A 19,959-nucleotide genomic window follows, 5' to 3' on the forward strand; every position below is an offset into this window, starting at 1 on the left:
AATTGCATCTACACAGTTCAGAGGTAGTCATGATCAAGAAAATCGGTGTACTGACGAGCGGCGGTGATTCGCCGGGTATGAACGCTGCAATCCGCGGCGTTGTGCGTTCTGCGCTTTCAGAAGGTCTGGAAGTTTTTGGTATTTACGATGGCTACCTTGGCTTGTACGAAGATCGCATGGAGCAGCTGGACCGCTATAGCGTGTCCGACATGATCAATCGCGGCGGCACCTTCCTCGGCTCTGCCCGCTTCCCGGAATTCAGGGATGAAAACGTGCGCGCCAAGGCGATTGAAAACCTGAAGAATCGCGGTATCGACGCGCTGGTGGTGATCGGCGGCGACGGTTCCTACATGGGCGCCAAACGCCTGACGGAAGAAGGCTTCCCGTGCATCGGCCTGCCAGGCACCATCGATAACGATGTCGCCGGTACCGACTACACCATCGGTTACTTCACCGCGCTGGAAACCGTGGTGGAAGCGATCGACCGCCTGCGCGATACCTCCTCGTCGCACCAGCGCATCTCTATCGTGGAAGTGATGGGCCGTTACTGCGGCGATCTGACGCTGGCGGCGGCGATTGCCGGCGGCTGCGAATTCATCGTGCTGCCTGAAATCGAATTCAATCGCGAAGATCTGGTGTGCGAAATCAAGGCCGGTATCGCCAAGGGCAAAAAGCACGCCATCGTAGCGATCACCGAGCACATCTGCGATATCGATGAGCTGGCGCGCCACATCGAGCAGGAAACCAAGCGTGAAACCCGCGCTACCGTGCTGGGCCACATTCAACGCGGCGGTTCACCGGTCGCCTATGACCGCATCCTGGCCTCGCGCATGGGCGCCTACGCCATCGAACTGCTGCTGCAGGGTTACGGCGGCCGCTGCGTCGGTATCCAGAACGAAAAGATGGTGCATCACGACATCATCGACGCGATCGAAAACATGAAGCGTCCGTTCAAGGGCGACTGGCTGGAAACGGCGAAAAAGCTGTACTGATTCGCCGCTCACCGCGCGCCGAAAGCCTCCGCTTGCGGGGGCTTTTTTATGCTCGCCGGTGACATATTCCAGAATCATCTAGCCCAAAATTTTTTATTCTTTAATTGCCGGGAAAGTTTCTGGCAGGCTCTGATGCTAAATCAACCGATTGAGGTTGCGTTAATTTTCTGGGAGAGCCTGTCGATGCGTAAATGGGGTGTAGGTCTGACATTGGTGCTGTTGGCGTCCGGCGCCATGGCGAAGGATATTCAGTTGCTGAACGTGTCATACGATCCGACGCGTGAGTTCTATCAGGCTTACAACACGGCATTCAGCAAGCACTACCAGGCGGAAACCGGCGACAAGGTGACGGTGCGTCAGTCGCACGGCGGCTCCGGCAAACAGGCGACTTCGGTGATCAACGGCATCGAGGCCGACGTGGTGACGCTGGCGTTGGCCTATGACGTCGACGCCATCGCCGAACGCGGGCGCATTGAGAAAGACTGGATAAAACGCCTGCCGGACAACTCGGCGCCTTACACGTCGACCATCGTCTTCCTGGTGCGCAAAGGCAACCCGAAACAAATTCATGACTGGCCTGACTTGATCAAGCCGGGCGTGTCGGTGATCACCCCGAATCCGAAAACCTCCGGCGGCGCCCGCTGGAACTACCTCGCCGCCTGGGGCTACGCGTTGCATCACAACAACAACGATAAGGCCAAGGCGCAGGCGTTCGTCAAAGACCTGTACAAGAACGTAGAAGTGCTGGATTCCGGCGCGCGCGGCTCGACCAACACCTTCGTTGAGCGCGGCATCGGCGACGTGCTGATCGCCTGGGAAAACGAAGCGCTGCTGGCGGAGAAAGAGCTGGGCAAAGACAAGTTCGAGATCATCACCCCGAGCGAATCGATTCTGGCCGAACCGACGGTGTCGGTGGTGGATAAGGTGGTCGATAAACGCGGCACCCGCGACGTGGCGACCGCCTACCTGAAGTATCTGTATTCGCCGGAAGGGCAGACTATTGCGGCGCAGCACTATTATCGCCCGCGCGATGCGGCGGTGGCGGCCAAGTTCGCCGGCCAGTTCCCGCAGCTGAAGCTGTTCACCGTGGATGACACCTTCGGCGGTTGGACCGAAGCGCAGAAGGTGCACTTCGCCACCGGCGGCGTCTTCGACGAGATAAGCAAACGCTGATCCCGTTTGAGCGGCAATAAAAAACCCCGGCTTGCCGGGGTTTTTTTATGGCAAGCCTAAGACAATCAGGCTTTTTTCGCTGCGGCAGCGGCTTTGACGATCACGGCGAAAGCGTCGGCTTTCAGCGAGGCGCCGCCCACCAGCGCGCCGTCGATGTCCGGCTGGGAGAACAGCTCTGCGGCGTTCTTGTCGTTCACCGAACCGCCGTACTGGATGATGATTTCAGCGGCGACCGCGGCATCGTGTTTGGCGATGTGATCGCGGATAAATTTGTGCACGGCCTGCGCTTGCGCAGGGGTGGCGGATTTGCCGGTACCGATGGCCCAGACCGGCTCATAGGCGATCACGGTGCCTTTCATCGCCGGTGCGCCCAGCGTTTTCAGTACGGCGTCGATCTGGCGCGCACACACTTCTTCGGTTTTGCCCGCTGCGTTTTCCGCTTCGGTTTCACCGATGCACAGCACCGGGATCAGACCGGCTTCTTTCAGCACGGCGAATTTCTCGGCGATCACTTCGTCGCTTTCTTTGTGGTAGGTGCGACGCTCGGAGTGGCCGATGATGATGTACTGAGCACCGACGTCTTTCAGCATGTTGGCGGAAACTTCACCGGTGAAGGCGCCGGACAGGTTAACGTCCACGTTCTGCGCGCCCAGCGCGATGCGGCTGCCGGCCAGCGCGTGCTTGGCCTGATCCAGATACATCACCGGCGGGGCGATGGCGACGCCACAGCCGTCAACGCTGCTCAGCTCACTGCGCAGACCGGCGATCAGTTCGTTGACCATGTGGGTGCTGCCGTTAAGCTTCCAGTTACCCATAACTAATGGATGACGCATGTTTTTTCCTCCAACTAGGGAACGCGAGAGTCGAAATGACAACTGCCGGACCGGCAGTTTACCTGCCCAACAGTATAGAGATCATTAAGCGCGAAGGCTTTGCTTTTCGTCATTAAATGCCGCGCCGTTACGGCTCGGAAAGCGCCAGCTTAATCGGTTCAACCGCGAAGGTGACCCCTTTATCGCCGTTGTCCGAGACGACATAGCGAATGGCGCCGACTTGCTGTTGGTAAAAACGCGATCCTTTGCCTTTTTCCAGCAGGCTGTTCACCTTGTTCTGACTCTGTTCCACCGTCAGCGCCGGTTCGAACTGACGCATCAGCGCCGCCATGTAGTTGATGGCGATGGTGCGCGCGGCTTTTTCTTCATTGGCCTGCTGCAGCGGCAGATGTGTGATCTGCAACGTTTTGATTTTACCGGTACCTTTCTCCAGTGCGGTGGAGGCGTACAGGTTTTCGTTGAGTTTACTGGCGGCGCGCGTCAGCAGCGGCGAATCGTCTTCGGCGGCGGGAATGGCGCGGAATTCGCCAATCGGCAGCTTCGGGTTGTCGCGGTTGTACTTTTCGCGGAATTTGATCACCGTCAGGTCGAACGTCGGCGCGCCGGCCAGCAGGTAAGGCGCGGTCGGTTTCGCTTCGGCGGCGGGCGGTTCGGCCCAGGCGCTGGCGGCGGCCTGCAGCAGGCAGGCGATGGCGAGGGTTTTTCTCAGCATGGCGTATGGCATCAAGGACAAAGATGGCTCCGATTAAAGCGATAACCCGCAGGCCTTGTCAAAGATCCCACGCCATTATCGGTTCGCTGACGAGAAAGCTGTGCGGCGCGCCGCGTTATGCGAGGCGGAAAACTCGGCCCGGCAGCGCCTATGTTACACTGCGGCGCAGAATATGGGCAGGCTTAGAGCGCAGGAATCGATGACGTTACAACAGTGGTGTTTTTCTTTTAAGGGCCGCATCGGGCGGCGCGACTTCTGGATCTGGATGGGGCTGTGGCTGGTGCTGATGGCGGCGGCGTTTACGCTGGCCAACTATCAGCTGATCGCCATCCAATCCATCGCTTTCTTTATCGTGGCGCTGCTGTGGCCGACGGCGGCGGTGCTGGTCAAGCGCCTGCACGATCGCAACAAGGCCGGCTGGTGGGCGCTGCTGCTGATCCTGGCGTGGATGCTGGCGGCGGGGAACTGGCAGATGCTGGCGCCGATCTGGCAATGGGGCGTCGGGCGTTTCATTCCGACGCTGATTATCGTGATGATGATGATCGATTTGGGTGCCTTCGTCGGCACGCCGGGAGACAACCGGTTCGGCCCGGAAGCCGAACCGGTGAAGTTCCGCTGATCCCCGCCGGGTTACCAGTAGTGTTCGCTGGTGATATGGCCCGGCTTGCGGCGCAGGTGCTTGCGCATCTGGCGTTGGTCTTTCAGCGTTTGCTGCGTATCTCGCACCATTTGCGGGTTGCCGCACAGCATCACGTGGCTGGTTTCGGCGTCGATGGCTAAGCCGATCGCCGCTTCCAGTCGGCCGTCCTCGATCAGCGCCGGTACACGGCCGGTCAGTGAGCCGGGCGTCTCTTCACGGCTGACGACGGTCTGGATGCGCAGCTTGCCGTTGTAGCGTTGCTGCAGTTGCTGCATCAGCGGCAGGTAGCTCAGGTCGCGCGCAAAACGCGCGGCGTGCACCAGCACCAGGTTGTTAAAGCGCTCCAGGCCGGCACCTTGCTGCAGAATCGATAAATAGGGGCCGATGGCGGTGCCGGTCGCCAGCATCCACAGCGTGTCGCAGTCGGGCACCTCGTCCAGCACGAAGAAGCCAGCGGCTTCTTTGGTCACCATCAGGTCCGATCCCGGCCGCAGCTGATTGAGGCGCGGGCTCAGTTTGCCTTCCGGCACCGTGACCAGATAGAACTCCAGGTTGGCGTCATCGGGGGCATTGACGTAGGAGTAGGCGCGCTGCACCCGTTCACCGTCGATCTCCAGCGCCAGCTTGGCGAATTGCCCGGCGGTGAAAGGATCGATGGGGGCATTGACCACCAGGCTGAACAGCCCGTCGGTCCATTGTTTTACCTGCGTAACCTTGCCGTTTACCCATTCAGCCATACTCTAAAGCTCCCGTGGTCGAATCAAATAAGCACAATGTCGTGAGCCGGAAATGGCGTGCGCGGTGCGCTCTACCCGGTAGTCGTTGCCGAACAGCCGGTGAAACAGCTGCAGCTCGGAATTGCACAGGCTGCTGCAGTTGGAACCGGCCACGCCGATCGGACAGTGGTTTTCCACCAGCAGCGCACCGTGCGGATGATCGAGCAATTCGGCCATGTAACCGTCGTGTTGCCGCAGGCGAACCAGGCGGGTTAGCCGATCCTGATGGCTGCGCTCGGCGGACAGCTCTTCGGCATAGCGCAGATAAAGCTTCTCTTCGCGCGCGATGAGCAACGGTTCCACGCCGGCGCCGCCAAACAGCTGCAGCGCGGATTCCCGCAGTCGCTCCTGATCGTCGGCCGTGTAGGCGTGCCCCCGCTCGGTCAGCGACCAGTAGCGCGTCGGGCGGCCGACCTTGCTGCGCGCTTCTTCGTAACAAACCAGCTCACGTTTTTCCAGGGATTGCAGATGTTGTCGGATGCCCATCGGCGTGATGTCCAGACGCTCCGCCAGCATTTTGGCGGAGTGCGGGCCGAGAGCCTTTAACTGCAATAAAATCAGCTCAGGTGTTTTCATGAACCAAATCCCTATGGTGTTATTTTATTTCAAGTTGATGAAAATAATTATCGATTAAATGCTAAAGCGCAGCTACTGCAAACGCGCTAATTTTTACCCCCAAAGCGTTAGACGTACAGTTTAATTTACGAGCCTGGTCGGGTTTGCTGCCAGTGTGACCTGGATCAATATTTGTCTGAAACTCGCTAAAAAAATCAGATTTGATTAGCTTATGCCGCCATAGAGGGCTGCTCGCCGTTCTGGCTGCTGCAACGGCCATACCGGGACGCTGTGACGAGTTGAAACGTTAACGAAGATAATGAGAAAACTAGAGAACTTTCACCTGCTGGTGATGCTTATCCTGTTGGTCGCCGTCGGCCAGATGGCGCAAACCATTTATGTTCCCGTTATTGCTGACATCGCTCACGATCTGTCGGTGCGCACCGGCGCCGTGCAGCGGGTGATGGCGGCGTATTTGCTGACCTACGGTTTCTCCCAGCTGATTTACGGGCCGATATCGGATCGTATCGGGCGCCGTCCGGTGATCCTGACCGGCATGATGATCTTCCTGGTGGGGGCGCTGGGCGCGCTGCTGTCCACCAACCTGACGATGCTGGTCGCCGCCAGCGCCATCCAGGGCATGGGCACCGGCGTGGCGGGCGTGATGGCGCGCACCATGCCGCGCGATTTGTATGCCGGCACCGCGCTGCGCTATGCCAACAGCCTGCTGAATATGGGGATTTTGGTCAGCCCGCTGTTGGCGCCGGTGATCGGCGGCGCGCTGGCGATGGTGTTCGGCTGGCGAGCCTGCTATGCCTTCCTGCTGGCGCTGTGCGCCTGCGTCGCCTTCGCGATGTTCCGCTGGCTGCCGGAGACCCGTCCGGTCCAGACGGAAAAACGCCGCATGCTGGCTAGTTTCCGCCAGCTGCTGAGCGACAGCACCTTCAGCTGCTATCTGGTGATGCTGATCGGCGCGCTGGCGGGGATTGCGGTATTTGAAGCCAGCTGCGGCGTGTTGATGGGCGGTGTGTTGGGGCTGAGCGGCCTGACCGTCAGTATCCTGTTCATTCTGCCGATCCCGGCGGCGTTTTTCGGCGCCTGGTACGCCGGGCGCGACGGCAAGACCTTCCACACCCTGATGTGGCATTCGGTGATTAGCTGCCTGCTGGCGGGAGCGATGATGTGGATCCCGGGCTGGTTCGGCGTAATGAACATCTGGACGCTGATCGTGCCGGCCGCATTGTTCTTCTTCGGCGCCGGCATGCTGTTCCCGCTGGCGACCACCGGGGCGATGGAGCCGTTCCCTTACCTGGCCGGCGCGGCGGGCGCATTGGTGGGCGGCATGCAGAACATGGGGTCCGGTCTGGCGACCTGGCTTTCCGCCATGCTGCCGCAAACCGGGCAGTTCAGCCTCGGCTTGCTGATGTTCGCGATGGCGCTGCTGATCCTGCTGTGCTGGTGGCCGCTGTCCAATCGCATGCAGCATCAAGGACATACCGCATAACGACAGGGCGCCATTCGGCGCCCTCATACCGTTGACAAAGGGAAGAAAAAGCGTGGTTTTTCTCCCCCTTTGTGGTTATTAGCCGAAAATCAATAAATTGATTTTCCTTGTTTTTTATTCACTGTTCTCTGCCGACCCGGCAAGGGCATGAGGTTTGCCATCAATCATCAGGGCGCCATTCGGCGCCCTGTTTCGTTACAGCAGAAACTCGTGCAGCGCCGGGTCTTTGCGATCCAGATAGTGGGTCGAACGGATACGGCGGATGGTGCGCGACTTGCCGCGGATCAGCAACGTTTCGGTGGTGGCCATGTTGCCCTGGCGGCTGATGCCCTCCAGCAAATCGCCCTTGGTGATGCCGGTGGCGGAGAAGATGACGTTGTCGTTGCGCGCCATCTGGTCCAGGCGCAAGACCTGACCGGCCTCGATGCCCATCTCACGGCAGCGCGCCAGCTCCTGCTCGCCGAGGCGGCGGTTCTCGGGGCTGTCGCCTTTCACTTCATGGCGTGACAGCAAACGCGCCTGCATGTCGCCGTCCAGCGCGCGGATCACCGCGGCGGAGATCACCCCTTCCGGCGCGCCGCCGATGCCGTACATCACATCGACTTCGCTTTCCGGCATGCAGGTGAGAATGGAGGCCGCCACGTCGCCGTCAGGAATGGCGAACACCCGCACGCCCAACTGCTGCATCTGCGCGATGACGCCGTCGTGGCGCGGTTTGGCCAACACGATGACCGTCAGCTGTGACAAGGGTTTGTCCAGCCGCGCGGCGACGTTCCGCAGGTTCTCCGCCAGCGGCAGATTGAGATCGATGGCGCCGCGCGCCGCCGGGCCGACCACCAGCTTCTCCATGTACATGTCCGGCGCGTGCAGGAAGGTGCCGCGATCGCCCACCGCCAAGACCGCCAGCGCGTTGGACTGGCCCATGGCGGTCATGCGGGTGCCTTCGATCGGATCGACCGCGATGTCGACCGCGTCGCCCTGGCCGCTGCCGACCTGCTCGCCGATATACAGCATCGGCGCTTCGTCGATCTCGCCTTCGCCAATCACGATGCGGCCATCGATATCCACCTTGTTGAGCATGATGCGCATGGCGTGGACCGCCGCGCCGTCGGCGGCGTTCTTGTCGCCGCGTCCCAACCATTTGTAGCCCGCCAGCGCGGCGGCTTCGGTAACGCGGGAAAATTCGATGGCTAATTCACGTTTCATGGCAAACCTGTCTGTGAGAAAGGGAAGAAAATATCGGCAAAGTCTATCACAGCGCGGCGGCGGCGGGGCGGGGCAAAAAAAAGCGCCGCCCGCAGGCAGCGCAATTTGGGGGTAACGGCAAGGCTGGGTTTAATCGTGATCTTCCCACGCCTGCGCGCGAGCCACCGCTTTTTTCCAGCCGCTGTAGCGGTAGTTGCGTTCGGTGGTTTCGATGCTTGGGCGGAATTCACGCTCAATCACCGCTTTGCTCTTCACTTCATCCAGATCGTTCCAGTAGCCGATGGCCAGGCCCGCCAGGAACGCGGCGCCCAACGCCGTCGATTCACGCACTTCAGGGCGCTCTACGCGGGTGCCGAGGATATCGGACTGGAACTGCATCAGGAAGTTGTTGGCGACCGCGCCGCCGTCCACGCGCAGCGATTGCAGGCGGGTGTTGGCGTCGGCCTGCATGGCGTCCAGCACGTCGCGCGTCTGGAAGGCGATGGATTCCAGCGTGGCGCGGATGATGTGGTTACTGTTGGCACCGCGGGTCAGGCCGAAGATGGCGCCGCGGGCATACGGATCCCAGTAGGGCGCGCCCAGGCCGGTGAAGGCCGGCACCACATAGACGCCGTTGCTGTCTTTCACCTTGGTGGCGAAATATTCGGAGTCGGCGGCGTCGCTGATCAGTTTCAGCTCGTCGCGCAGCCATTGGATAGACGCACCGCCGATGAACACCGCGCCTTCCAGCGCATAGTTCACTTCGCCGCGCGGGCCGCAGGCGATGGTGGTCAGCAAACCGTTTTTCGAGCGCACCGCTTCTTTGCCGGTGTTCATCAGCAGGAAGCAGCCGGTGCCGTAGGTGTTCTTCGCCATGCCCGGTTGAACGCACAGCTGGCCGTACAATGCCGCTTGCTGGTCGCCGGCGATACCGGCGATAGGAATACGCGTGCCGCCCTTGCCGCCGATGTTGGTCTGGCCGTATACCTCGGAGGAAGGACGGACTTTCGGCAGCATGGCGCGCGGAATGTCCAGCACTTCCAGCATGCGTTCGTCCCAGTCCAGCTCGTGGATGTTGAACATCATGGTGCGTGAGGCGTTGGTGTAATCGGTGACGTGTACGCGCCCCTGGGTCATCTTCCACACCAGCCAGGTATCGACGGTGCCGAACAGCAGTTCGCCGCGCTTGGCACGCTCGCGGGCGCCTTCGACGTTGTCCAGGATCCATTTCACCTTGGTGCCGGAGAAGTAGGGGTCAACCACCAGGCCGGTGTTGTGACGGATGTACTCTTCCAGGCCGTCACGCTTGAGCTTCTCGCAGATGTCGGCGGTGCGGCGGCACTGCCAGACGATGGCGTTGTAGACAGGCTTGCCGGTCTCTTTTTCCCAGACGATGGTGGTTTCGCGCTGGTTGGTGATGCCGATGCCGGCGATCTGATCGGAATTGATGTCGGCCTTCGCCAGCACTTCTACCAGCGTCGAGCTTTGCGACGCCCAGATCTCCATCGGGTCGTGCTCAACCCAGCCGGCCTTTGGATAGATCTGCGGGAATTCGCGTTGCGATACCGCAACGATGTTGGCGTCGTGATCGAGCACGACGGCGCGTGAGCTGGTGGTCCCTTGGTCGAGTGCGACAATGTATTTTTTTTCTACAGTCATGGTAATTATCCTGCTGTTGTTAACCGTTTAAAACTGCACCCATCACGCTTTACGCTGCTGGGTCTTGGCGTCGGGCTCTTCTTCCGTCACGCAGACGTCGCACGGCAGGTGGCGGCCAATCAGCGCGCGGTAACCGAAAGCGCCCAGGCCACAGCCGACGATAGGGGCGAAGATCGGCACCAGGAAGTACGGGATGTCGCGCGCGCCGGTGAAGGCGACTTTGCCCCAGCCGGCCAGGTAGGCGAACAGTTTCGGCCCGAAGTCACGCGCCGGGTTCAACGCAAAGCCGGTCAATGGTCCCATGGAGGCGCCGATCACGGCAATCAGAATACCGATCAGCAGCGGCGCCAGCGGGCCGCGCGGAATGCCGTTGCCGTCGTCGGTCAGCGCCAGGATCAGGCACATCAGGATCGCAGCGATCACCATTTCTACCAGGAAGGCCTGGCCGACGGAGATGTGCGCGTTAGGGTAAGTCGAGAAAATGCCGGCCAGTTCAAGGCTTTCGTTGCTGCCGCGCACCATATGGTGAGCCGCTTCGAAGTCGAAGAACAGGTTGTAGTACAGCCCGTAGACCAGGGCGGCGGCGCAAAAGGCGCCGGCGATCTGCGCAATGATGTAAGGCACCACTTTGCGCCCGTCGAAGCAGGCGAACAGCCACAGGGCGAGGGTGACCGCCGGGTTGAGATGCGCGCCGGAAATGGCGGCGGTCAGATAGATGGCCATGGCGACGCCGAGGCCCCAAATGATGCTGATTTCCCACTGGCCGAAGCTGGCGCCCGCCAGTTTCAGTGCGGCAACGCAGCCTACGCCAAAGAAGATCAGCAGCGCCGTGCCGAGAAACTCGGCGATGCACTGGCCTTTTAATGTCGGACTGGTGGTTTGGCTCATAATGTTGGTGTCCTGCAAAACGGCGGTTGTTGGTTTATAGGCTCAGCCAGGTATACATCTGACCTATGGGCACAGTTTTTTTCATCTCGTCCAATTATTGAATGAGGACGTGATGTAAATTTATCGTTAACGAACATAAACGAGAAATAGCGAAATCAAAATGTGTGTGGCGCGTCATAAAATTGAGCGATTTCGCGTCGTTCAGTGTTCTTTCTGAGCCATAAAAGTGTGATCTGACCAGTGGTTTGGCGAGGGGCGTTAACAACTCGCGGCGGCGGCGGCGGGGATTTTCAGTTTTTACTGATGGCGAGGGCAGGAAAATTGCAACAGACTGCGCGATGATCCGGTATGTTGCTAGACAGGCGGAGACTGGCTACTTACAATCGTTTTTAACGAATCGAGACTGGCGCGCCTTCCGTAACGGCGCGCGTCACTGAGCGCGATGCAATATTCGCAGTAGCTGCAGCCGACGTTGCGGCCGCTACTTATAGATGTACGCCTTGCTATCATGAGGGGACTGAAGCATGTCATTTGAAGTATTTGAGAAACTGGAAGCAAAAGTACAGCAGGCGATTGATACCATCACCTTGTTGCAGATGGAAATTGAAGAGCTGAAAGACAAAAACAACTCTCTGTCGCAGGAAGTGCAGGCTGCCTCCGGCAACCACGAAGCGCTGGTGCGCGAAAACCAACAGCTGAAAGAAGAACAGCACGTATGGCAAGATCGCCTGCGCGCGCTGCTGGGCAAAATGGAAGAGGTTTGATTCCTTACGCCATGCAGCAACGAAAAGGGCGCCTGAGGCGCCCTTTTTCATGTCCGAAAATCACTCGATGTCGAGCGGGTCTTCGGAGAGGATGATGCCGGTGTTGTCGGCATACAGGTGGTCGCCGGAGAAGAAGGTGACGCCACCGAAGTTGACGCGGATATCGCTTTCGCCCACGCCTTCGCTTACGGCACCCGCCGGGATCGCCGCCATCGCCTGAATGCCGATGTCGAGCTCTTCCAGATCGTCCACCTGGCGCACCGCGCCGTACACCACGATGCCTTCCCATTCGTTCTGGGCGGCCAGGCGCGCCAGTTCGGCGTTGATCAGCGCCCGGCGTACCGAACCGCCGCCGTCGACCAACAGCACGCGGCCGCGACCGTTTTCTTCAAGCAGATCGAATAACAGGCCGTTATCCTCAAAGCATTTCACCGTGGTGATCTGCCCGCCAAATGAAGTACGCCCGCCAAAATTGGAGAACAGAGGTTCAACAACGTTCACCTCTTCATGATAGATGTCGCAAAGTTCGGAAGTATCGTATTTCATAGGATTTTACGTCTGTTTGCCGCAGGAATGTTCAGTATATCCCTTTATTCGCCCTGTTGGCAAAATCATCAGTTTTTAACTGAGCGCCACGCCGATGGCGAACAGCAGATTGGCCAGCAACGCCGCCTTGACCATATGCTCCAGCATCGGCCGCATGCCGACCGGCGTCGGATCGCGCAGCACGCGCAGGCCGTGGCGCACCAGCAGCGGGATCGCCAGCACGAACAGCCAACCCCACAGGCTGTGGAGGTTGAACAGCGTGAACAGCGCGAAACACAGCACCGCGCCGCTGAGCAGCAGGGCGTGGTAAATGCGCGCCTTGTGCGGGCCGAGACGCACCGCCAGCGTATTCTTGCCGTTTTCGCGATCGCTTTCGATATCGCGCAGATTGTTGATGTTGAGTACCGCCGTCGCCAGCAGGCCGCAGGCGGTGGCCGGTAGCATCACGACGCTGTCGAAGGTGTGCGTCTGCAAATAGTAGGTGCCGGCCACGCTCAGCCAGCCGAAGAACACCAGCACCGAGATGTCGCCCAGCCCCAAATACCCGTAGGGTTTGTTGCCGACGGTGTAGGTGATGGCCGCCACGATAGACAGCCCGCCCAGCACCAGGAAGCCCACCACGTCGCTGGGTTGCTCGCAGGCGACGGCGATCAGCGAACAGCCGGCGATGGCGATCAGCACTACCGTCACCACCAGCGCCCGTTTCATCTGCGCCTGGGTGATCATGCCCTTTTGCATGCCGCGCAACGGCCCGATGCGATCTTCTTTGTCGCTGCCTTTGACCGCATCGCCGTAGTCATTCGCCAGGTTGGAGAGGATCTGCAGCAGACCGGCGGTCACCAGCGCCAGCAGCGCCACTTCAGGTTTCAGGCTGCCGTGCCAGGCGGCGATCGCCGAGCCGACCACGATGGAGGCAAAGGCCAACGGCAGGGTGCGGGGGCGTAGACTTTCGAGCCATGCGGAAATCGGGGTGGTGGAGGTTGATGAGCTCATGTTTCGCTTCTGTCAGTAAGTTGCGGTGTCCGTTAGAAATAATTGTGGGAGGCAATGCCTCCCACACAGATGACTGACAAGACAATGATTGAGCGATTATAGGATAAAACGACTCAAATCTTCATCCGCCACCAGTTCATCCAGATGACTGCGCACGTAATCCGCATCAATTGTAATGGATTGGCCATTAATTTCACTCGCATCGTAGGAAATATCTTCCATCAGACGCTCCAGCACGGTGTGCAGACGACGCGCGCCGATGTTCTCGGTGCTTTCGTTGACCTGCCACGCGGCTTCGGCGATGCGGCGGATGCCGTCGGCGGTGAACTCGATATTGACGCCTTCGGTGCCCATCAGCGCTTTGTACTGTTCGGTCAGCGACGCGCTCGGCTCGGTCAGGATGCGCTCGAAGTCTTCGGTGGTCAGCGCCTGTAGCTCAACGCGGATCGGCAGACGGCCCTGCAGTTCCGGGATCAGATCCGACGGATTGGCGGTCTGGAACGCGCCGGAAGCGATGAACAGAATGTGGTCGGTTTTCACCATGCCGTGCTTGGTGGACACGGTGCACCCTTCCACCAGCGGCAGCAGATCGCGCTGCACGCCTTCGCGGGAAACGTCCGGGCCGGAGCTTTGGCCGCCGCGCTTACAGATTTTGTCGATCTCATCGATAAACACGATGCCGTGCTGCTCAACCGCTTCGATCGCCTGCTCTTTCAGCTCTTCCGGGTTCACCAGCTTGGCGGCTTCTTCTTCCACCAGCAGCTTGAAGGCTTCTTTGATCTTCAGCTTGCGCGGTTTTTGCTTTTGGCCGCCGAGGTTCTGGAACATCGACTGCAGCTGGTTGGTCATCTCTTCCATGCCCGGAGGCGCCATGATTTCCACGCCCATCGGCGCGGCGGCCAGATCGATTTCGATCTCTTTGTCATCCAGCTGGCCTTCGCGCAGTTTCTTGCGGAATGCCTGGCGGGCGGCGGACGGTTCCTGGCCTTCTTCCGGCTGGCCCCAGTTGTTTTTGGCCGGCGGGATCAGCACGTCGAGAATGCGCTCTTCGGCCAACTCTTCGGCACGGGTGCGATTTTTCTCGATCGACTGCATGCGCACCATTTTGATGGCGGCATCGGTCAGATCGCGAATGATGGAGTCCACTTCTTTGCCCACATAGCCCACTTCGGTGAACTTGGTGGCTTCAACCTTGATGAACGGCGCGTTGGCCAGCTTCGCCAGACGGCGGGCGATTTCGGTTTTACCGACGCCGGTCGGGCCGATCATCAGAATGTTTTTCGGGGTCACTTCGTGACGCAGCATCTCGTTGAGCTGCATCCGGCGCCAGCGGTTGCGCAGGGCAATGGCGACAGCGCGTTTGGCCTTGTTTTGGCCAATGATATAGCTGTCCAGTTCGCTGACGATCTCGCGCGGGGTCATTTCAGACATGGTATTCGATCCTTACGCTTTGGAAGGCAATTCTTCAATGGTGTGGAAATGGTTGGTGTAAATACAGATGTCGCCGGCGATGTTGAGGGATTTCTCAACGATGTCGCGGGCGCTCAGCTCGGTATTTTCCAACATGGCGCGGGCGGCGGCCTGGGCGTACGGGCCGCCGGAGCCGATGGCGATCAGATCGTTTTCCGGCTGCACCACATCGCCGTTGCCGGTGATGATCAGCGAGGCGGTTTCATCGGCGACCGCCAGCAGCGCTTCGAGCTTGCGCAGCATGCGGTCGGTGCGCCAGTCTTTCGCCAGCTCGACGGCGGCTTTCACCAGGTGGCCCTGATGCATTTCCAGTTTGCGTTCAAACAGTTCAAACAGCGTGAAGGCGTCAGCGGTGCCACCGGCGAAACCGGCGATCACTTTGTCGTTATACAGGCGACGCACTTTCTTGACGTTACCCTTCATCACCGTATTACCCAGGGTTGCCTGGCCATCACCACCGATGACGACCTGGCCGTTGCGGCGTACGCTTACAATTGTTGTCACGAGCAGACCCTCGTTAAAGACGGAAAGAAGTCCCCGCAGCGCCTGCTTTCGCAGACGCTACGAGGCATATTGAGAGTATAGATGGGGGGGGATTGACGCTTTTCAACCCCCAACGGAGAGGGGAATGCAACTCGACATGCCGACGCCCTTCAGGCGCGAAAGGGTTTTGTCCGCTGCGGCGCGGCTGCTGTAGGGGCCGAGCACCACGCGATTCCAACCGCCACCGGCGGTGATGCGGCTCTCGATGCCCTCGAACGCCAGGCGCGCACGCACGGATTCAGCCTGATCGGTGGCGCGGAACGAACCGCATTGCACCATCCACTTCTGTTTCGATTCCGGTTTGGTGTCCTGCTTGGCCGTTTCCTGTTTCACTTCCGGTTTGGGCTCCGGCTTCGGTTGCGGCTTCGGCTCAGGCTGTTTCACCTGCGCCGGCGGCGGGGTGACTTGCTTCGGCTGCTGGTGCTGCTGCACCGGCGCGGTGGTGGCCCCGTTGTTGAACGGGTTGCGCGGCGCCTGAGTGACCTGCTGCTGTTGCTGTACCGGCTGCTGCTGCATTTGCGGTTGTTGCATCTGCTGCTGGCGGTTGCCGCGCGCGTTGGCCTGGCCCGGATCGTTATACGGCACTTCATTCAGTTGCGTCGGGCGCTGTTGCATGTCGGCCTGCATCTGCTCCAGCAGTTGCCGTTGTTCGGCGGTCAGCTGAGTTTTGGAATTGAGCTCGCCGCCGGCCGTCGGTTCGGTCGGGGTTTGCACGCCGATCTGTCGGTTTTCCAGCTCTTTGATATAGCGCCAGCGCTCTTCCGGCTTCGGCGGCAGGCCGTTGCCTGGGCGAGTGGTGTGCGCAGGCAACAACGGCGCGTCTTCCGGCTTGTTGTGCGTAATGAAATAGAGGCCACCGACAAAGACAACCAGCAACGCGACGGCTAACGCCAGCACGGTTTTGGAAACCTTCGGAGAACTGCGTTTTTTACGGCTGGGGGTTTTGCGCTTAGCTCCTGCTGCGCGCCCACGGCTTACATAGTCTTTTTGTGCCACTATTATTCCGCTGTGTCCTGATGAGAGGATAAGTCCGTCATGTTACTGAACCCTAAAATATTTGACTAGCGTTTCGGAGCAGCGGTGCTGCCTCTGATAATCAATTCACTGTCCAAGAGTCGGGAGCCGCTGGCCACCGTCTGGCCGTTCAACTGCTCCAACAGCAACAACATCGCCTGCTGGCCGATCTGGAAGCGCGGCTGCGCCACCGTGGTCAGCGGCGGATCGCAATACTGCGCCAGCTTGAGGTCGTCAAAGCCGACGATCGACAGATCCTGCGGTACCCGCAGCCCCATTTTCTTCGCCTGGGACAGCACGCCGATCGCCATGACGTCGCTGTGGCAGAACACCGCCGTCGGCGGTTTCGGCTGAGCCATCAACTGGGTCAGCGCTTGCGCGCCGGCTTCGTAGGTAAAATCACCCCGGGTAATATAGCTGCTTTCGACGGTAATGCCATTACGGCGTAGCGCTTGAACATAACCTTGCAGCCGATAATGGCTCAGCGGCATCTGTTCCGGCCCGGCGACGCAGGCGATCTGCCGGTGGCCCAATTGATGCAAATAATGCACGGCTTCAAAGGCGGCGGTCAGGTTGTCGATATGCACCGTCGGCAGTTCCAGCTCGGGCGCGAACTCATTGGCCATCACCATCGGCGGCAGGTTGCGCTGCTCTTCCTTGCTGGCGTCGAACGGTAGATTAGAGCCCAGCAGCAGCATGCCGTCGATCTGTTTGGTGATGATCAGATTGACGAAGGTGCGTTCTTGCTGGTTCTGCTGCGCGCAGTCGCCGATCAGCACCAGATAGCCTTGTTGGGCGGCGGTCTGTTCGATCCCCTGGATCACATCGGCGAAAAACGGATCGCAGATGTCGGGCACGATCACCAGGATGGTGCGGGATTCGTTGCGCTTGATATTGCGTGACAGAGCATGAGGAGAATAACCCACGGCCAGGACGGCCTGTTCCACTTTCTGGCGCGTCGGCGTTGACACCTTTTCCGGGTTCATCAGCGCACGCGATACGGTAGCCGTTGAAACGCCCGCCATTTCGGCGACGTCTTTCATGGTCGCCATGGATAACTCTTTCTTGTGTTCCAACGCCTTTCTCCTTGCGTCAGCCCCATGCCGACGCCACTACTGCTGTTTGCTCACAATGTCCGGCATGCGGTGGCGAGATTGTTGTCATTGAGCGCCACTCGCGTTCGGGCACTCCGTCGCGCTGCGATGTGGCGACAAAATTTGCCCTCGCAGACATTCTAAACAGAATACGCCCCGCCTTTGTTACCTAATTTGCATAAAAAATGTGACCTGAGAAGGTTTTTTAGCGTTCGCTCGCAATTTCAAGGGTAAACGTTTGCACTGCGGCAGCTAAATCGGACTTTTCCGGGATCAGCTGTCGATCGGATCGACATCCAGCGTCCATTTCACCTTGCGCGTTTGCGGCAGGGTGCCGATCAGCGGCAGCGAGCTTTTCATCAGCTGTTGCAGGACGCGCCGCGTCGGGTGCTGCAGCAGCAGCTGCCAGCGGAAACGGCCGCCGCGTTTGGACTGCAGCGCCGGCACCGGGCCCATCACCCACAGCGAATCGTCCTTCAGCGGGCTGGCTTCCAGCAGGTTGCGCAGCTGCTGCAGGAACAGCGGGGCCTGCTGGTTGTCGTGATCTTCGGCGCGCACGATGATGTGGCTGGTGTAAGGCGGCAGAAACACGCTGTTGCGCTCCGCCAGCGTCTGTTTGGCGAAGGCGTCGTAACCCTGTTGCAGCAGCACCTGCAGCAGCGGGTGCTCCGGATGGTGGGTTTGCAGCAGCACTTCCCCCTGCTTGCCCGCTCGGCCGGCCCGCCCGGAGACCTGGGTATACAGCTGAGCGAAACGCTCGGCGGAGCGGAAGTCGGCGGAGAACAGCGCGCCGTCCACGTCCAGCAACGCCACCAGCGTGACGTCGGGAAAATGGTGGCCCTTGGCCAGCATTTGCGTGCCGATCAGAATGCGCGCTTCGCCGCGATGAATATCCGCCAGGTGCTGTTCCAGCGACCCTTTGCGGCTGGTGGTGTCGCGATCGATGCGGGTGATCGGCGTGTCGGGGAACAGCGGCGCCAGCTCATGTTCCAGCTGTTCGGTGCCGACGCCGACCGATACCAGGTGGGTGGAGCCGCACTGCGGGCATTGGTGCGGCACCGGTCGCTGGCTGTCGCAGTGGTGACAGCGCAGCTGGCGCTGATGCTGGTGGAAGGTGTAATAGTGATCGCAGCGCTGGCACTCGGCGATCCAGCCGCACTCGTGGCACAGCAGCGCCGGGGCGTAACCGCGGCGGTTGAGGAACAGCATCACCTGATTGCCGGCTTTTAAATGGTGCTGCATGCTTTTCAAAAGCGGCTGCGACAGGCCGACCTTCAGCGGCAACCCTTTCAGATCGATCAGATGCTGCGCCGCCGGTTTGGCGTTGCCCGCGCGTTGGGTGAGCTTCAACTGGCGATATTTGCCCAGTTGCACGTTGTGCAGCGTTTCCAGTGCCGGCGTGGCGGAGCCCATCACCATCGGGATATCTTCTTCCCGGGCGCGGAACACCGCCAGATCGCGGGCGTGGTAGCGCCAGCCTTCCTGCTGTTTATAAGAGCTGTCGTGCTCTTCGTCGATGATGATAACGCCCAGTTGCCGGAACGGCGTGAACAGCGCCGAGCGGGTGCCGATGACGATCGCGGCTTCGCCGCTGCGCGCGCGCAGCCAAACCGCCAGCCGTTCGCTGTCGTTCAGCCCGGAGTGCAGCACGTCCACCGGCGCGTTGAAGCGCTCGCGAAAGCGGGCGATGGTTTGCGGCGTCAGGCCGATTTCCGGCACCAGCACCAGCGCCTGCCGGCCTTTGGCCAACACGTTTTCCAGCACGCTGAGATACACTTCGGTCTTGCCGGAGCCGGTGACCCCGGCCAGCAGCCAGGCGGCAAACTGCTCATCTTCGCTTCGGATCGCCCCGACGGCGGTGGTCTGTTCGGTATTCAGCCGCAGCCGCTCGCCGAGCACCGCAAAGTTGGGGCGCCAGTCCTGCGTGGCCGCGACCTGAGCGCGCAGATCGATCAGCCCTTTGGCGCGCAGCGCCTGCAGGGCGCTTTCCGTCAGCTCAAGCTGGCTGACCTGATGGCGATAGACCGGGCGTTGCAGCAGCGCCGCCAGCGCCTGCTGCTGTTTCGGCGCGCGTTTCAGGCTTTCGGGCGGCGTGGCGCGCCCCTCTTCGGTGGCGAACCACTGCCACAGCGGCGCGGCCTCGGCCGGTTTGCCTTGGCGCAGCAGGATCGGCAGCGCGTGGAACAGCACTTCGCCGATGGGATAGTGGTAGTAATCGCTGGCCCAGCGCAGGATGCGCCACAGGCTGGGGGAGAACAGCGATTCCGTGTCGATCACGCTGTCGATCGGTTTGAGTTTGTCCAACGGCAGTTCGCTGGTGTCGCTGCAGCCGGTGACGATGCCGATTGCATGCTGCCTGCCCCAGGGCACGCCCACGCGCGCGCCGGCCACCGGCTGCATGCCGGGCGGCAGCAGATAGTCGAAGGTGCGGGCGAGGGGGACCGGCAAAGCAACGTGTACGACGGGCATGATCTCATCCAAATTGAAAAAAGTGGGCATCAGTTTACACGGCGCATCGGCAAATGTACGGTTCCGATTGCGCGCCCCGACTAATGCTGTATAATTTGCCGCCTTTGGTATAATTCGATACCAAAATTCTATTATCAACCACGTGTGGT

19 protein-coding genes are annotated in these 19,959 nt (G+C 60.1%); 5 read left to right on the forward strand and 14 right to left on the reverse strand.

All coding sequences use genetic code 11. The annotated features are described in order from the left end of the window. Positions 1-29 precede the first annotated feature (29 nt). A complete protein-coding gene (pfkA, locus tag ACJ8M3_RS23075) occupies positions 30-992 on the forward strand; it encodes a 6-phosphofructokinase (protein ID WP_004931116.1) in 963 nt (320 codons plus the stop codon). A 183-nt stretch (positions 993-1,175) separates the two neighbouring features. Beyond that, positions 1,176-2,165, forward strand: a complete 990-nt coding sequence (locus tag ACJ8M3_RS23080) for a sulfate ABC transporter substrate-binding protein (protein WP_033645235.1) — start codon at positions 1,176-1,178, stop codon at positions 2,163-2,165. Positions 2,166-2,230: 65 nt separating this feature from the next. Here the strand turns inward: ACJ8M3_RS23080 and tpiA are convergent, their stop codons facing one another. Together tpiA and ACJ8M3_RS23090 are read right to left on the reverse strand one after the other, a co-directional pair. Next, the gene (gene tpiA / locus ACJ8M3_RS23085) at positions 2,231-2,998 is read right to left on the reverse strand and encodes a triose-phosphate isomerase (protein ID WP_033652212.1); all 768 of its coding nucleotides are present in this window, start codon (positions 2,996-2,998) and stop codon (positions 2,231-2,233) included. Between the two features lie 127 nt (positions 2,999-3,125). Next, positions 3,126-3,710 (reverse strand): DUF1454 family protein, encoded by a 585-nt coding sequence (locus tag ACJ8M3_RS23090; RefSeq protein WP_033652211.1) that lies wholly within the window; start codon positions 3,708-3,710, stop codon positions 3,126-3,128. A 199-nt stretch (positions 3,711-3,909) separates the two neighbouring features. On the opposite strand from ACJ8M3_RS23090, the gene ACJ8M3_RS23095 reads away from it, so the two are divergent. After that, positions 3,910-4,329 carry a DUF805 domain-containing protein gene (locus tag ACJ8M3_RS23095; RefSeq protein ID WP_016929710.1) on the forward strand — a complete coding sequence of 140 codons (420 nt, stop codon included), beginning with the start codon at positions 3,910-3,912 and terminating at the stop codon, positions 4,327-4,329. 11 nt (positions 4,330-4,340) lie between these two features. Here ACJ8M3_RS23095 and fpr read toward each other — a convergent pair whose 3' ends face one another. Together fpr and ACJ8M3_RS23105 are read right to left on the reverse strand one after the other, a co-directional pair. Next, positions 4,341-5,087 carry a ferredoxin--NADP(+) reductase gene (gene fpr / locus ACJ8M3_RS23100; RefSeq protein ID WP_089197551.1) on the reverse strand — a complete coding sequence of 249 codons (747 nt, stop codon included), beginning with the start codon at positions 5,085-5,087 and terminating at the stop codon, positions 4,341-4,343. Between the two features lie 3 nt (positions 5,088-5,090). Further along, the gene (locus tag ACJ8M3_RS23105; protein ID WP_089197550.1) at positions 5,091-5,702 is read right to left on the reverse strand and encodes a helix-turn-helix transcriptional regulator; all 612 of its coding nucleotides are present in this window, start codon (positions 5,700-5,702) and stop codon (positions 5,091-5,093) included. A gap of 298 nt (positions 5,703-6,000) precedes the next feature. Between ACJ8M3_RS23105 and emrD the strand changes: the two genes are divergently transcribed. Beyond that, entirely contained in the window at positions 6,001-7,185 is a 1,185-nt protein-coding gene (emrD, locus tag ACJ8M3_RS23110; protein WP_096242678.1) for a multidrug efflux MFS transporter EmrD, read from the forward strand. Positions 7,186-7,380: 195 nt separating this feature from the next. On the opposite strand, the gene glpX is transcribed toward emrD, so the two are convergent. The 3 genes from glpX to ACJ8M3_RS23125 all read right to left on the reverse strand — a co-directional run bounded on the left by glpX (position 7,381) and on the right by ACJ8M3_RS23125 (position 10,917). After that, positions 7,381-8,391: a class II fructose-bisphosphatase gene (glpX, locus tag ACJ8M3_RS23115; protein ID WP_089197548.1), complete on the reverse strand. Its 1,011-nt coding sequence runs from the start codon at positions 8,389-8,391 to the stop codon at positions 7,381-7,383. Positions 8,392-8,520: 129 nt separating this feature from the next. Then, complete coding sequence (gene glpK, locus ACJ8M3_RS23120) at positions 8,521-10,029, reverse strand: glycerol kinase GlpK (protein WP_025304664.1); 1,509 nt, start codon at positions 10,027-10,029, stop codon at positions 8,521-8,523. 42 nt (positions 10,030-10,071) lie between these two features. Next, positions 10,072-10,917 (reverse strand): MIP/aquaporin family protein, encoded by an 846-nt coding sequence (locus tag ACJ8M3_RS23125; protein ID WP_004931095.1) that lies wholly within the window; start codon positions 10,915-10,917, stop codon positions 10,072-10,074. Positions 10,918-11,441: 524 nt separating this feature from the next. On the opposite strand from ACJ8M3_RS23125, the gene zapB reads away from it, so the two are divergent. After that, positions 11,442-11,681 carry a septal ring assembly protein ZapB gene (gene zapB, locus ACJ8M3_RS23130; RefSeq protein ID WP_004931092.1) on the forward strand — a complete coding sequence of 80 codons (240 nt, stop codon included), beginning with the start codon at positions 11,442-11,444 and terminating at the stop codon, positions 11,679-11,681. Between the two features lie 60 nt (positions 11,682-11,741). Here zapB and rraA read toward each other — a convergent pair whose 3' ends face one another. From rraA to priA, 7 genes are all read right to left on the reverse strand, one after another. After that, the gene (rraA, locus tag ACJ8M3_RS23135; protein WP_004931090.1) at positions 11,742-12,227 is read right to left on the reverse strand and encodes a ribonuclease E activity regulator RraA; all 486 of its coding nucleotides are present in this window, start codon (positions 12,225-12,227) and stop codon (positions 11,742-11,744) included. Positions 12,228-12,302: 75 nt separating this feature from the next. Further along, positions 12,303-13,220: a 1,4-dihydroxy-2-naphthoate polyprenyltransferase gene (locus tag ACJ8M3_RS23140; RefSeq protein WP_089192411.1), complete on the reverse strand. Its 918-nt coding sequence runs from the start codon at positions 13,218-13,220 to the stop codon at positions 12,303-12,305. A gap of 96 nt (positions 13,221-13,316) precedes the next feature. Next, entirely contained in the window at positions 13,317-14,651 is a 1,335-nt protein-coding gene (hslU, locus tag ACJ8M3_RS23145; RefSeq protein ID WP_033645212.1) for an HslU--HslV peptidase ATPase subunit, read from the reverse strand. A gap of 12 nt (positions 14,652-14,663) precedes the next feature. Further along, the gene (hslV, locus tag ACJ8M3_RS23150) at positions 14,664-15,194 is read right to left on the reverse strand and encodes an ATP-dependent protease subunit HslV (protein ID WP_004931085.1); all 531 of its coding nucleotides are present in this window, start codon (positions 15,192-15,194) and stop codon (positions 14,664-14,666) included. A 102-nt stretch (positions 15,195-15,296) separates the two neighbouring features. After that, on the reverse strand, positions 15,297-16,229 hold the full coding sequence (gene ftsN / locus ACJ8M3_RS23155) for a cell division protein FtsN (protein WP_033645213.1): 933 nt from the start codon (positions 16,227-16,229) through the stop codon (positions 15,297-15,299). 65 nt (positions 16,230-16,294) lie between these two features. Continuing rightward, on the reverse strand, positions 16,295-17,323 hold the full coding sequence (gene cytR, locus ACJ8M3_RS23160; RefSeq protein ID WP_025304661.1) for a DNA-binding transcriptional regulator CytR: 1,029 nt from the start codon (positions 17,321-17,323) through the stop codon (positions 16,295-16,297). 291 nt (positions 17,324-17,614) lie between these two features. Next, positions 17,615-19,810, reverse strand: coding sequence for a primosomal protein N' (gene priA / locus ACJ8M3_RS23165; protein WP_442514746.1), 2,196 nt, complete (start codon positions 19,808-19,810; stop codon positions 17,615-17,617). Positions 19,811-19,959: the final 149 nt, after the last annotated feature.

The sequence above is a fragment of the Serratia sp. CY55921 genome (assembly GCF_052167655.1).
Taxonomy (GTDB): domain Bacteria; phylum Pseudomonadota; class Gammaproteobacteria; order Enterobacterales; family Enterobacteriaceae; genus Serratia; species Serratia ureilytica.